At 62.5% G+C, this 12,394-nt stretch carries 19 protein-coding genes; 14 read left to right on the top strand and 5 right to left on the bottom strand.

The window, feature by feature from the left end; translation table 11 throughout:
* The first annotated feature begins 2 nt into the window (after nucleotides 1-2).
* From minD to mtgA, 4 genes are all read left to right on the top strand, one after another.
* Nucleotides 3-815 carry a septum site-determining protein MinD gene (minD, locus tag ACRCYW_RS16805; RefSeq protein ID WP_005331693.1) on the top strand — a complete coding sequence of 271 codons (813 nt, stop codon included), beginning with the start codon at nucleotides 3-5 and terminating at the stop codon, nucleotides 813-815.
* Nucleotides 816-817: 2 nt separating this feature from the next.
* On the top strand, nucleotides 818-1,087 hold the full coding sequence (gene minE / locus ACRCYW_RS16810) for a cell division topological specificity factor MinE (RefSeq protein WP_438551177.1): 270 nt from the start codon (nucleotides 818-820) through the stop codon (nucleotides 1,085-1,087).
* A 182-nt stretch (nucleotides 1,088-1,269) separates the two neighbouring features.
* On the top strand, nucleotides 1,270-1,596 hold the full coding sequence (locus tag ACRCYW_RS16815; protein ID WP_438551178.1) for an HI1450 family dsDNA-mimic protein: 327 nt from the start codon (nucleotides 1,270-1,272) through the stop codon (nucleotides 1,594-1,596).
* 47 nt (nucleotides 1,597-1,643) lie between these two features.
* Nucleotides 1,644-2,351 (top strand): monofunctional biosynthetic peptidoglycan transglycosylase, encoded by a 708-nt coding sequence (gene mtgA / locus ACRCYW_RS16820; protein WP_438551312.1) that lies wholly within the window; start codon nucleotides 1,644-1,646, stop codon nucleotides 2,349-2,351.
* Here the strand turns inward: mtgA and ACRCYW_RS16825 are convergent.
* Nucleotides 2,348-2,479, bottom strand: a complete 132-nt coding sequence (locus ACRCYW_RS16825) for a hypothetical protein (RefSeq protein ID WP_438551179.1) — start codon at nucleotides 2,477-2,479, stop codon at nucleotides 2,348-2,350. The genes mtgA and ACRCYW_RS16825 overlap by 4 nt on opposite strands.
* A gap of 147 nt (nucleotides 2,480-2,626) precedes the next feature.
* On the opposite strand from ACRCYW_RS16825, the gene ACRCYW_RS16830 reads away from it, so the two are divergent.
* Entirely contained in the window at nucleotides 2,627-2,950 is a 324-nt protein-coding gene (locus ACRCYW_RS16830) for an HI1450 family dsDNA-mimic protein (protein WP_438551180.1), read from the top strand.
* Between the two features lie 49 nt (nucleotides 2,951-2,999).
* Here the strand turns inward: ACRCYW_RS16830 and ACRCYW_RS16835 are convergent, their stop codons facing one another.
* Both ACRCYW_RS16835 and ACRCYW_RS16840 read right to left on the bottom strand, forming a co-directional pair.
* Nucleotides 3,000-3,311: a DUF1289 domain-containing protein gene (locus ACRCYW_RS16835; protein ID WP_438551181.1), complete on the bottom strand. Its 312-nt coding sequence runs from the start codon at nucleotides 3,309-3,311 to the stop codon at nucleotides 3,000-3,002.
* Complete coding sequence (locus ACRCYW_RS16840) at nucleotides 3,312-4,202, bottom strand: CvfB family protein (RefSeq protein ID WP_438551313.1); 891 nt, start codon at nucleotides 4,200-4,202, stop codon at nucleotides 3,312-3,314.
* Nucleotides 4,203-4,474: 272 nt separating this feature from the next.
* Between ACRCYW_RS16840 and ACRCYW_RS16845 the strand changes: the two genes are divergently transcribed.
* From ACRCYW_RS16845 to ACRCYW_RS16860, 4 genes are all read left to right on the top strand, one after another.
* The gene (locus tag ACRCYW_RS16845) at nucleotides 4,475-5,707 is read left to right on the top strand and encodes a UPF0149 family protein (RefSeq protein WP_438551182.1); all 1,233 of its coding nucleotides are present in this window, start codon (nucleotides 4,475-4,477) and stop codon (nucleotides 5,705-5,707) included.
* 150 nt (nucleotides 5,708-5,857) lie between these two features.
* Nucleotides 5,858-6,328, top strand: coding sequence for a MarR family winged helix-turn-helix transcriptional regulator (locus ACRCYW_RS16850; protein ID WP_438551183.1), 471 nt, complete (start codon nucleotides 5,858-5,860; stop codon nucleotides 6,326-6,328).
* Nucleotides 6,325-6,513, top strand: coding sequence for a DUF4250 domain-containing protein (locus ACRCYW_RS16855; RefSeq protein ID WP_438551184.1), 189 nt, complete (start codon nucleotides 6,325-6,327; stop codon nucleotides 6,511-6,513). The genes ACRCYW_RS16850 and ACRCYW_RS16855 overlap by 4 nt, the downstream gene beginning before the upstream one ends.
* 148 nt (nucleotides 6,514-6,661) lie before the next feature.
* A complete protein-coding gene (locus ACRCYW_RS16860; protein ID WP_438551185.1) occupies nucleotides 6,662-6,838 on the top strand; it encodes a hypothetical protein in 177 nt (58 codons plus the stop codon).
* Between the two features lie 85 nt (nucleotides 6,839-6,923).
* Here the strand turns inward: ACRCYW_RS16860 and ACRCYW_RS16865 are convergent, their stop codons facing one another.
* Nucleotides 6,924-7,511 carry an FMN-dependent NADH-azoreductase gene (locus ACRCYW_RS16865; RefSeq protein ID WP_438551186.1) on the bottom strand — a complete coding sequence of 196 codons (588 nt, stop codon included), beginning with the start codon at nucleotides 7,509-7,511 and terminating at the stop codon, nucleotides 6,924-6,926.
* A 227-nt stretch (nucleotides 7,512-7,738) separates the two neighbouring features.
* On the opposite strand from ACRCYW_RS16865, the gene ACRCYW_RS16870 reads away from it, so the two are divergent.
* The 4 genes from ACRCYW_RS16870 to ACRCYW_RS16885 all read left to right on the top strand — a co-directional run bounded on the left by ACRCYW_RS16870 (nucleotide 7,739) and on the right by ACRCYW_RS16885 (nucleotide 11,179).
* Nucleotides 7,739-8,629, top strand: a complete 891-nt coding sequence (locus tag ACRCYW_RS16870; RefSeq protein WP_438551187.1) for a DMT family transporter — start codon at nucleotides 7,739-7,741, stop codon at nucleotides 8,627-8,629.
* 88 nt (nucleotides 8,630-8,717) lie between these two features.
* Nucleotides 8,718-9,896 carry a formate-dependent phosphoribosylglycinamide formyltransferase gene (purT, locus tag ACRCYW_RS16875; protein WP_438551188.1) on the top strand — a complete coding sequence of 393 codons (1,179 nt, stop codon included), beginning with the start codon at nucleotides 8,718-8,720 and terminating at the stop codon, nucleotides 9,894-9,896.
* Nucleotides 9,897-10,002: 106 nt separating this feature from the next.
* Nucleotides 10,003-10,662, top strand: coding sequence for a hexitol phosphatase HxpB (hxpB, locus tag ACRCYW_RS16880; RefSeq protein ID WP_438551314.1), 660 nt, complete (start codon nucleotides 10,003-10,005; stop codon nucleotides 10,660-10,662).
* Between the two features lie 313 nt (nucleotides 10,663-10,975).
* Nucleotides 10,976-11,179: a CPXCG motif-containing cysteine-rich protein gene (locus ACRCYW_RS16885; protein ID WP_005336871.1), complete on the top strand. Its 204-nt coding sequence runs from the start codon at nucleotides 10,976-10,978 to the stop codon at nucleotides 11,177-11,179.
* A gap of 140 nt (nucleotides 11,180-11,319) precedes the next feature.
* Here the strand turns inward: ACRCYW_RS16885 and ACRCYW_RS16890 are convergent, their stop codons facing one another.
* Nucleotides 11,320-11,931, bottom strand: coding sequence for a riboflavin synthase subunit alpha (locus ACRCYW_RS16890; RefSeq protein ID WP_438551189.1), 612 nt, complete (start codon nucleotides 11,929-11,931; stop codon nucleotides 11,320-11,322).
* A gap of 151 nt (nucleotides 11,932-12,082) precedes the next feature.
* On the opposite strand from ACRCYW_RS16890, the gene ACRCYW_RS16895 reads away from it, so the two are divergent.
* Nucleotides 12,083-12,289, top strand: a complete 207-nt coding sequence (locus ACRCYW_RS16895; RefSeq protein WP_100858406.1) for a YaeP family protein — start codon at nucleotides 12,083-12,085, stop codon at nucleotides 12,287-12,289.
* Nucleotides 12,290-12,394 lie beyond the last annotated feature (105 nt).

Consider the following 12,394-nt stretch of genomic DNA (forward strand, 5'->3'; position numbering starts at 1 on the left):
GAATGGCGCGAATCATAGTCGTTACATCGGGCAAAGGCGGCGTTGGCAAGACTACCACCAGCGCGGCTCTGAGCACCGGCCTGGCCCAGCGTGGCCACAAGACGGTGGTCATCGATTTTGACATTGGCCTTAGAAACCTGGATCTCATCATGGGCTGCGAGCGGCGCGTGGTGTACGACTTCGTCAACGTGATCAACGGTGAGGCCAACCTCAACCAGGCGCTGATCAAGGACAAGCGCTCCGAGAACCTGTTCATCCTGCCCGCCTCCCAGACCCGGGACAAGGACGCCCTGACCCGCGAAGGGGTGGAGAAGATCCTGGATCAGCTGGCGGAAATGAAGTTCGACTACATCGTCTGCGACTCCCCCGCCGGGATAGAGTCCGGCGCCCTGATGGCGCTCTACTTCGCCGATGAGGCCATCGTCACCACCAACCCGGAAGTCTCCTCCGTGCGTGACTCCGACCGCATCCTCGGCATCCTGGCCTCCAAGTCCCGCCGCGCCGAGCGTGGCGAGGATCCCATCAAGGAGCACCTGCTGCTCACCCGCTACTGCCCGACTCGCGTCAGCCGTGGCGACATGCTGAGCGTGCAGGATGTGCAGGAGATCCTGGCCATCAAACTGCTCGGGGTGATCCCGGAGTCCCAGGCGGTGCTGCGCGCCTCCAACTCGGGGGAACCGGTCATCCTGGACAAGGAGTCAGACGCCGGTCAAGCCTATGAGGATGCCGTGGCGCGTCTGCTCGGCGATACCAAGGATTTTCGTTTTCTGGAAGAAGAGAAGAAGGGCTTCTTTAGCCGACTGTTCGGGAGTTAAGCATGTCATTATTGGATTATTTTCGTTCCAACAAGAAACAGAACACCGCACAACTGGCCAAAGAGCGGTTGCAGATCATCGTCGCTCACGAGCGTTCTTCCAGAGGGGGGCCGGATTACCTGCCCCAGCTCAAGCAGGACATCCTCGACGTGATCCGTAAATATGTGCAGATCGATCCGGACAAGATCACCGTCCAGCTGGATCAGAAGAGTGATGAGCTGTCCGTCCTTGAGCTCAACATCACCTTCGCCGACGACAACAAGAAGGGATGAGCTGACGCCCCATGCGTGACCCCTTCCCCCAATGAAGACCGGATCCGTTGCCAGGATCCGGTTTTTTATTGCCCTCGAAGCGGCGCGTCTCGCCAAGGGCGCGGGGGCCAGCTAGAATATCGCCCGCCGCCATGCGGCCATGCCATTTCGGCATCTTCCCCTCTATCTGGAACAGACCGCTTATGTCTTTGAACGACGAAATGCACAGCGTCGAGGAACTGCTCGACACCGCCCTCGAACTCTTCATGGAGCTGGCCTCCGACAACCTGCCGGAGCACGAAATCGCCCTGTTCAACCAGGAGTTCAACAATCACGGCCTGCTGGCAGAGAGCGATCCTGCGGATGACTGGGAAGCGGACGTGGGTTTTGCCGTGAACGATGAGGAGTATGCCGAGATCTGGGTCGGCCTTGGCAACGCCGAAGAAGAGTATGAGCACCTGTTCGCCCGCATGCTGCTCTCCCGCCGTGTCGACGAGAAGTTCTGCCACATCGAATGGCTACCCCAATAATTCCCGACCCCGATGATCCTGGCCACTACGACTGGGAGCCCGCCCCCGTGCGGCCGCCACTGATGCGCCGCCTACTTGGCGGGGTCGTCAAGTTGCTGCTGGCGGCTGTGCTCAGCACCATCGTCTCGGTGGCGCTGCTGCGCTTTATCGACCCGCCCATGTGGACCTGGCGCCTGGAGCGGGCGCTCTTCCCCCCCGCCAAGGTGGCCGAGGTCAAGCATGGCTGGGTGCCCCTCGAGCAGATATCCAAAGAGCTGCAGCTCGCGGTGATCGCCGCCGAGGATCAGCGCTTCGCCGAGCACAACGGTTTTGACATGGATGCCATCAGCTCGGCCCTCAAGCACAACCAGCAGAGCCGGCGGGTGCGCGGTGCCAGCACCCTGAGCCAGCAGACGGCAAAGAATCTCTTCATGTGGAGCGATCGCAGTTTCCTGCGCAAGGGCATAGAGGCCTGGTTCACCCTGCTGATGGAGCTCGGCTGGGACAAGTCCCGCATCCTCGAGGTCTATCTGAACATCGTGGAGTTCGGCCCCGGCATCTATGGCGCCGAGGCGGCCGCACGGCACTATTTTGGCAAACCAGCGGCCCGCCTGACTCGCTACGAGGCCTCATTGCTCGCCGCGGCCCTGCCCAATCCCTGGCGTTACCGGGTCCAGCCCCCCTCCCCCTATGTGCAGCAGCGCTCGGCCTGGATCCGCCGCCAGATGGGGCAGCTCGGTCAGGTGACCCTGAACAAAGTACACGGGGTGGATTAATCCTTGCCGGCAGGATCCACTGCCGGCCCCAGATGACCGCCAACCGTCTCCCTGTGCAGGGGCAGATAGTGCCACCACCAGGTCTCCCGTCGCCGCTTGATCTGCCGCCTGTACTGTCGTCGTTTCATACCGCCCTCATCCTGCCATCATGCCGGAACAGGTCTGTTAACCTTATCTCCTGAATCATCCCATGGACAGGGCCCTTGCGCCCCGATCTGGCCCCCATCTTCAATAATTGATACAGTGGCGCACCTGGATGTATCTGGAGTGAATGCATGGAACAACGTAGCCCGGATCAGCTGGTCGAGTGGGCCTATGATCAGTTTCTCGAGCAGGCCGCCGACATGCTGGCCCCCGAACAAATCGTCGACATCACCCTCGAATTCGAACAGCGGGGTGCCGTCGAGGCGACCCTGCCCAATGCGGACTGGTCGACCGAGCTCGGCGTGCCCGTCGACATGGAGCGCTGGGTCGAGGTGTGGGTCGGTTTGCTGGATCATCAGGACGAATTCGAGGTGATCTATGCCGCCTTCCTGCTGCCCCGCAATCGCAGCGAGCATGAGGTGCATGTGCGCTGGCACCGCCAGCAGCAGGCATGAGAAAGGCGCCCATGGCGCCTTTCTTGTTTCTGCGATCCGCGAAGCTCGCTCAAGGCCGTGCGGCTATCGCCTTGGTCAGGCAGCGGCGGCACCAACAGGCACTCGCCTCGCTCATGGGCAAGGCAGGCAGCTGGCTGCACCAGCACTGTGCGATGGTGCTCCCCGCGGAGACGGCACAAAAGGCCGGCTCGCCACAGCCAGGACAGACATGGGTACTGATTGAGCCATCCAGCTCGGCCATGCGCGCGAGCTGGGCTTCGCTGTCCATGGCGGACCACTGGCCAATCTCGGTCAGGGTGCGGCCACAACCGAGGCAGAGCCCGTCCTTGGCCTTGCAGTGACCGATGCAGGGGCTAGGCACTTACTCGCTACTCGCGTCGCTGGCATCGGCCTTGGCGGCATCCACCAGACTGATGCAGTTGTCTTCGATGACGATCTTGCCCTGCTTGTAGAGGCCGCCGATGGCCTTCTTGAAGGTGCCTTTGCTCATGCTGAACATCTTGTAGATGAGATCGGGATCGCTCTTGTCACCCACTGCCAGACTGCCACCCTGTTTCTGCAGCCGCACCAGGATACGCTCGCCGGCGTCGTCCATCCGCGCCGTCATCCCCGGCTTTTGCAGGGTCAGATCCAGCTTGCCATCGTCACGCACCTGCTTGACCCAGGCGGTCAAGGGGCGCCCCGTCATCACCCGGCCGAACACCTCGTTCTTGAACAGCATGCCGGAGTACTGACCGTTGACCACGGCCTTGATGCCGAGGGGGGTATGCTCCCCCGGCAGGGCCATCACCTCGTCACCGGCCTTGAAGGGGACGCGGTCGATGCGCAGGAAGCGCTCGAGGCGGCTGGTGCCCACCATGCGCCCCTCGTTGTCCAGCATCAGATGCACCAGATAGACGTGACCCACCTGCATCGGCTTGTTCTGCTCGCGGCTCGGCACGAACAGATCTTTTTTCATGCCCCAGTCGAGGAAGGCACCGATCTTGTTGGCGTTGACCACCTTGAGGCCGACGATCTCTCCCACCATGGCGAAGGGTTTGTCGGTGGTGATCACCGGCTCGCAGTCGGCATCCAGATAGAGGAAGACGGACACCTCCCCGCCTTCGGCCACGCCTTCCGGCAACTGGCGCTTGGGCAGCAGCAGCTCGCCATACTCTTCGCCAGCCGCCAGCCAGGCGCCACGCTCTTCGAGCTCAACGACGGTGAGGGTGTTCATTTTGCCAATCTGTAACATGGTGATCTCTTCTTTCAATATCCGGATGGGCCCGTATCTGGGGCCTGTCGTATAGGTGTGCATCGCCCCTGTCATCCCATGGACGGTGACAGCCGGCGTCATTTTACATGCAGGCGCGCATGTTACCCCAGAGCCGTGACGGGACCTAGCCCCTTGCTCTTTCAGGGCCATTATTTTCGGGCCCACAGCCGGTCGGCCTGGCGATAATAGCAGCATTCAGCCGCCCGTTTGCTGCAAATGACCCCATTTTTGGGTAGACTGCGCCGCCGTTTAATCCACAGGACGCCTCGATGAACCCAGCCACTCGCACCCGCCTTCTCAATCAATGGACTCAGCATCATAGCCGGCAAGATCTGAGCTATCCGGCCCTGCACGGTTTCCTCTGCGCCCGTCTGACGGGGCCGGTTACCCCCGACTGGCAGGCGCCCCTCGGCGGATTGTTCGAAGACGAGTGTGAGCCTGATGCCCAGAGCGGCGCGGCCCTTTCGCACCTCATCGCCGAGCTGGAGACCCTGGCCGACGAAGGTCAGCTCGCCCTGCCGAACCAGTGTCGCCTCTCCACCGACACCCCGGAGCAGGTCTTCGCCAAAGCTCATCCTCTCGGTCAGTGGAGCTATGGCTTCAGCCTGGGGCTGGCCCAGTGGCCCACCCCCAGGGATCTGAACGCCCCCCTCACCCGTTTGCGCTACAGTCTGGCCGCCGAGCTCTGCCTGTTTCGTGACGAGCCCATGGCCCGCATGCTGCACCAGGCGGCGGGCAGCGAGCTCTCCTTCCTCGATTTCTGCAAGCGCCAGCGCCAGCAGATGAAGGCGGCCCTCAACCAGTTGCTGACCCTGGATCAGCACACCCTCTCATCCGATGATCAGGGTGCCCCCGAGACGGGGCAGAGCCAGCAGTGGCAACAGTGGTTCGAGCAGGCGGCGGCGTGCCGGGATCCCAAGGCGCGGCTGAGCTGGTTTGAGAAGATAGTCAGGGATGCCGAGCCGCAATTCGATGACGCCTTCTGGCAAGGCACCGCCGGCCATGGCTGGGGCGCCGAGCAGGCGCGCCCCCTGCTGGCGGCCAGGGCCGGGCGGGCCGACTGCCTGCTGCGCCTGGGGGCCCTTGATGAGGCCAGGGCCGAGTACCTGGCCCTGCTCGCCCTCTGCGTGAGCGATGAGCCGGGCAGCCGTCACCCCTTATCCAGCCTCTATGCACGGCAAGGGGATTGGGATGCACTGAGCGCTCTGTTGGTGCGCTTCGACGAAGCCTCCTGCTGGCTGCGCTACAACCAGGCGCTGATGGTCTTTGCCCGGGAAGGGGAAGCGGTGGCCGAGCCCTATCTGGCGGCGGCCATCGCGACCAACCCCCATGTGCCCCCCTGCCTGCTGGGCCAGCGCAAGCTGCCCAAACAGGATCCTCAGGCGTGGCAGGCCGGCAGCCGCGACGAGGCCGCGCTCTATGTGCTCCAGAGCAAGGAGGCCTGGCTTGGGCACAATGCCTTGATCTGGCTGAGGAAACGGTCAACCAAAAAGGTCAATTGAAGCCTTTAAAACTTTTTTCAGCTCCTGGCACGTGCGCCACCGCACATTTTTCTTGTGCATTTTCAGACAAATGCCCTTGTGTTACGTATCATCAAGGTCAAAGTATCAAGAGAAACTGCACCCGATGCAGCCGCTACAGCAGGATGTCATATGTCAAAGATCATTGAGCTGCTCGCCCACTACCCTCCCTATCAGCTGGTGCACGCCGCTGAGATGGTGCGCGATACCTTCGAACAGTTTTACCAGCAACGCTATCAGCTGACCGTGCCCCAGTGGCGTCTGATGATGGTGCTCGGCCCCAACTACCCCATCAGCCAGAAGGAGCTGGTGGAGGCGAGCGGGATGGACAAGGTGCGGATCTCCCGCGAGATCCACCGCCTGGTGGAGAAGGGGATACTGTTTACCGAGAGCAGCCCCCAGGACAAGCGTATCAGCCTGGTCTCCTTCACCCATGCGGGGCTGGTGCTGTTCCAGCAACTCAAGACGGAAGCGGGCAGCTGGCAGCATACCCTCACCGACTATCTGCCCGCCGAGGCGCGCGAGAGCATCCGCCTGCATCTGCAGAGCGTGAGCGATGCCATCGAGCAGTTGCATCTGCTGGATCAGGAGCAGCAACCATGAATCTGAAAAACTTCCCCACCATGGACATCCACATACTGCTGAGCACGGTCAACATGCAGCTGCGTGATCACTACGATGATCTCGACGATCTCTGCCGGGCTCAGGAGCTGGACAAGGCCGCCCTGGAGGCTCGCCTCGCTGGCGGTGATTTTCACTACCAGGCTGATCAAAAACAGTTCAGATAGGGATCCGGATCACAGAGTGCCCAGCCGGGCTGGCTCTGGCGGCAAAAGCTGCTAAGGTGGAGTGACCTGTCGCCTGACGTATGGATACATCAGGCTGTCACACAGAGCGGATACCCTTATCCGTGTACCACTAGCCAAGGACGACGCCATGCACCTGACCCGACAGACCAGCCTGATCATCATCAGCGCCCTCTTCACGATCAGCCTCTTCTCCCCCCAATTGCCTGACAGCACTGAGCAGTGGCTCAGCAGCCTGCTGCTGGGATCCCTGGTGGTCGTCTGCCTGCTGGTAGGCAGCGGTTGTCGTCACTTCCTGCGAGACTGACCTCTCCGGCCCTGGCCGACCCTTTAAAAACACAACGCAGCCCGAGGGCTGCGTTGTTGTTTCTGTCTGGCAGAGTGCGAGCGGATTAGATAGCCAGGGCTTCCAGCTGCTCTTTCGCCTGCTCGATGCCCTTGGCCTGGGCGTCCGGGCCCATGCCCATGCCTTCGGCGTAGATGAAGTCCACGTCATTGATACCGATGAAGCCGAGTACGGTGCGCATGTAGGGGGTCACCAGATCGGTGGCATTGCCCACGTGCAGGCCACCGCGGGGGCTGACCACCAGGGCGCGGGTGTTTTCCACCAGGCCGACCGGGCCGGTCTCGGTGTAGCGGAAGGTCACGCCGGCGCGGGCCACCAGATCAATCCAGTTTTTCAGTTGAGTCGGGATGTTGAAGTTGTACATGGGGGCCGCAATCACCACCAGATCGCTCGCTTTGAGTTCGGCAACCAGCTCGTCGGACTGGGCCAGCACGGCCAGTTGACGCTCGCTCAGGTTCTCACCGCCGCGCAGACCGAAGGCCAGCTCGCCATCCAGAACCGGCAGGTTCAGGGCAGCCAGGTCGCGCACTGTGATGTTGTCATCCTGGTGATCGGCCAGGAAGCCGTCGATCAGGGCGTTGGACTGGGAGTATTGACCCAGGATGCTGGACTTGAGTACGAGGATGTTGGCCATGGTAAGACTCCATTTGGTTATCAGTTGGACAGTCGCACTGTCGATGGAGGTCACTATAAACACTGGCTTTCCCCCCTGATAGCGAAAATAGATGCTCAACTCATTCAAAAATTTTGATGTGTGCGTGTATTTCCTCGCCATCGGGGTTTTCATCGGGCTCCCGCCCTTGGCAGAACAAACGATTGCCGTTATGATCCGCCGCACTTTTTTGCATGACTCCGGATCCCATGGAACCCTCTCGCAGGCACTCCCCCTTTGCCGGCGCCGTCTGGATGATGGTGGCAGGCCTCTGCTTCGCCGCCGTCAACAGCCTGAGCCAGTACGTCAGCTTCAAGCTCGGCCTCGCCTCCACCCAGGTCGCCTTCCACCAGTACCTGATCGCCCTGGTCTGCCTGCTGCCCTGGCTCATCCGCCACGGCCTGCGCCAATCCCTGATGACCAATCAGCTGCGCCTGCACCTGCTGCGGGTGGCCCTCGCCGTCATCGGCATCCAGTTCTGGCTCTGGGCGCTGGCGGTGCCGGTTCCCATCTGGCAGGGGATAGCACTCTTGATGACCTCCCCCCTGTTCGCCACCCTGGGATCCGCCCTGCTGCTCAAGGAGCAGGTGAGCCGGGCCCGCATCCTCGCCACCCTGGCGGGCTTTGTGGGGGCCATGCTGATCCTGGCCCCCTGGACCGACGACTTCAGCATGGCCTCCCTGCTGCCGGTGGCGGCGGCCCTGTTCTGGGCCGGTTACTCATTGCTGGTGCGCTATCAGGCGGCGAGCGAGTCATCCCACACCATAGTGGTCTACCTGCTCATCTTCAGCACCCCGTTCAACGCCATGCTGGCCCTGCCGGAGTGGCAGTGGCCGAGCGAGACCCAGTGGCTGCTGGTGGCGGCCTCCGGCGTGCTGTCCGCCCTGGCCCAGATGTCCATCGCCCGCGCCTACAGCGTGGCCGAGGCGTCCTTCGTGCAGCCGTTCGACTTTGCCAAGCTGCCCATGAACGTGCTGGCAGGCTGGCTGGTGTTTGGCTGGGCGCCCCCGGGCCGATTGTGGCTCGGCGCCGCCATCATCATAGGCGCCATCACGCTGCTGACTCATCTCGAGCAGCGCGCCCACAAATCCGTTTCCTGAGGTACGCCATGCGTGCCTCTTTTTTTGTCCGCTCATTGGCCACCCTGTGCGCCGTACACGATGGACCATCGACATGAGGAGAGATCGAATGTTTGGAACCGCCACCCGCCCCGGTGCCACCCGCGCCCTGCTGCTTGGCTCCGGAGAGCTCGGCAAGGAAGTCGCCATCGAGTTGCAGCGCCTTGGCATTGAAGTGATCGCCGCCGACCGCTACGCAGGCGCCCCCGCCATGCAGGTGGCGCACCAAGCCCATGTGCTGGATATGCTGGACGGCGCCGCCCTGCGCACCCTGGTCAATGAGGTCAAACCCGACCTCATCATCCCCGAGATCGAGGCCATCGCCACCGATACCCTGGCGGCGCTGGAACAGGAAGGGGTGAGAGTGGTGCCCAACGCCCGCGCCACCCAGCTCACCATGAACCGGGAGGGGATCCGGCGCCTGGCCGCCGAGGAACTCGGCTTACCCACCTCCAGCTATCGCTTCGCCCAGAGCAAGGAAGAGTTCGATACCGCGGTGGCGGCCATCGGCCTGCCCTGCGTGGTCAAACCCGTGATGAGCTCCTCCGGCAAGGGCCAGAGCCTGCTGCGGGACCTCACCAAGTTGGACGACGCCTGGACCTATGCCCAGGAGGGGGGCCGCGCCGGTCGTGGCAAGGTGATCGTCGAGGGCTTCGTGCCCTTCGAGTACGAAATCACCCTGCTCACGGTGCGGGCGGTGGATGGCATTCACTTCTGCGATCCCATAGGCCACCGCCAGGAAGACGGCGACTATCGCGAGTCCTGGCAGCCCCAGGCCATGAGCGAGCTGGCGCTGGCTCGTGCCAAGGAGGTCGCCGCCAAGGTGGTCGAGGCCCTCGGCGGCCACGGCCTGTTCGGGGTCGAGCTGTTCGTCAAGGGGGATGACGTCTGGTTCAGCGAGGTTTCCCCCCGCCCCCACGACACCGGCATGGTGACCCTCATCTCCCAGGATCTCTCCGAGTTCGCCCTGCACGTGCGCGCCATCCTGGGGCTGCCCATCGGCCACATCACCCAGTACGGGCCGAGCGCGTCGGCCGTGGTGCTGCGGGACGGCCACAGTCAGGACATCCGCTATCAGGGCATTGGCGAGGCGCTGAGCCTGGTGCCGGGTGCCCAGTTACGGCTGTTTGGCAAGCCCGAGATCGCCGGTCGTCGCCGGCTCGGAGTGGCACTGGCCCGTGGCGAGCGGTGCGAAGAGGCGGTGGAAAAGGCCAAGGCGGTGGCCGCGAGGGTCGAGGTCATCTTTTAAGCAACTGGTGTCGCCCCCATGATCCCGCGCAAGGGGCAGTGAAATGCCCCTTTTGCATTTGTGCGTCCGGCTTATAATCCCCGTTCAACCTTGTCAGGAGTAGATGATGTTAACTGCCGTGATCTTCGATATGGACGGTGTCCTGATCGATTCCGAACCCTTTTGGCAGCGCGCCCAGATGGCCGTGTTCGCCGAGCTGGGCCACTTCCACACCGAGGAAGACTGCAACTCCACCATAGGGGTGCGCATCGATCAGCTGGTGGCCCACTGGTATCGCATTCGTCCCTGGAGCGGCCCCAGCCAGGAAGAGGTGGTGCAGCGCATCCTGGATCGGGTGATCGCCCTCATCCTGAGCGAAGGCCAGCCCAAGGCCGGCGTGCTGGAAGCGCTGGCACTGATGGAGGCCCGTGGTCTCAAGATCGGGCTCGCCACCTCCTCGCCGTTTTCCATGGTCGAGGCCGTGCTCGGCAAACTCGGCATCAAGGAGCGCTTCCTCGCGGTGCACTCCGCCGAGGTGGAGCGCTTCGGCAAGCCCCACCCGGATGTCTACATCCACGCCGCCGAGAAGCTCGGCGTCCTGCCGGTGCAGTGTCTGGCCATCGAGGACAGCTTCACCGGGCTGCTGGCGGCCAAGGCGGCCTCCATGCAGGCGCTTATCGTGCCGGATCCGGCCCTGGTCGGCGATCCCCGTCTCGCCATCGCCGACCACGAGCTCGGCTCCCTGGCCGAGCTGGACGGCGCCATGCTGGAACGCTGGATAGCCTGAGCCGTGGGGCGAGCGAGGCGCTGATCGTTCCCATGCGCCATCTCTGCCTTACCATCGCCAACCCTGTTGATCAGCCCCGCCCAGGCGGGGCTTTTTATTTTCCTCTCGCCAATCAATAAGCTGGGCTCCCGGCATCAGATCCTCGTTCAACCTGATGCGTGGCAAGGCTCGCAGCTCGGCGGAAATGGGCGATGAGTGCCTGCACCTCAATTCGCATTCCCTTGCCCTAAACGTGCGCTCCCTCGCGGTTGCGGCGCCCCTCGCCGACTAGAATCAGGGTAACAAGGCGGCCCAAGGGCCTGAGGAGGTCACCATGATCGAGTACACCAGCAAGCGTATCGTCTGCCCCCACTGCGGTCACCACACCCGGGTCGAGCTCGACGCCAGCCAGGGGGATCAGGAGTTCTACGAGGATTGCATGGCCTGCTGCAACCCCATCCACCTGAGACTGCACAGGGACGAGGCCCGCGACTGTTTGCAGCTGTTTGTGGATGCGGACGACGAGCAGCTGTTCTGACGGCACTGGGCACATGTATTGCCCTGCACAAGGCAGTGATCTGAACTGCCTGTCTTGTTTTTGACGAAATAAACCATCTATAGAATGCAAAAAAGGCCAGCAATCTGCTGGCCTTTTGGCATCGATGATCAGATGTCAGTTTATGCACGGGCCGCCAACACCCGCTCCACCGTATCGACGATGGCCTGGGTCTGGGGGTCTATCTCGATATTGGTGCGCCAGCCCGCCTTGACCCAGCCGAGGTTGGTGCGGGCCAGGGTCTCGGGGATGAGGTTGACGCAAAACTCGTTGGCGCGCACCTCTCCCACGGTCAGGCTGATGCCGTCGATGCCGATATAGCCCTTGGTCAGCACGTATTTCATGAGCTCGGGGGCGAGGCGATACCAGACCTGGCGGTTGTTCGGGGTGTCGATGACCGAGATGACGTCCGCCGTGCCCATGATGTGGCCGGACATGGCGTGACCGCCAATCTCGTCGCCAAAGCGGGCCGCCCGCTCCACGTTCACCTTGTCCCCGAGCTTCAGCGCCCCCAGGTTGGTGAGGCGCAGGGTCTCCTGCATCAGGTCGAAGCTGACCAGATCTCCCTCGACCCGGGTCACGGTCAGGCAGCAGCCGTTGTGGGCGACGGAGGCGCCGAGCGCCAGCCCCTCTCCCCAGGCCAGGCTCGGCATGCGGATCACGTGGGTGCGAAAATTGGGCTGCTCGGTGAAGGCCACCAGTTCGGCGGTGCCCTGTACTATGCCGGTGAACATGTCTCGTCTCCTGCCAGGTCAAAAAAATTGTTGGCAGGTTAACCCCCGTCACTGCGCAAGACAAGCCTGCAAGAAAAGCGCTGCGGCTGACAAGGAGCCTGGCGATCGCTATAGTGACGGCAGTCAGACTCGGCTATTAAAGGAAGTAAATATGCAGGTATATCAATGCTGTGAAGCCATTCGCATCGCCTACAACCAGATCGGTTCGGGGGAGCAGGGCTATGTACCGAACGCCATCGCCGCCACCATCCGCGCCCTCAACGCGGTGGCTGGGGACGAACGAGTACCCGCCGACTTGCGCGAGCAGGCCGCCTACGCCGCCGCCAACCTGCTGATCAGCGATCACGAAGACGCCTGATCCCATGACCTTCCGCGAACGGTTTCCCGTTGGCGGTTTTTCAGGCTAGAATGACACCCCCGCTCTTTGTCTCCCCGGCTCCGGGGAGGCAAAAGCTCCTCTCAA

The sequence above is a fragment of the Aeromonas sp. genome (assembly GCF_051657805.1).
Taxonomy (GTDB): Bacteria; Pseudomonadota; Gammaproteobacteria; order Enterobacterales; family Aeromonadaceae; genus Aeromonas.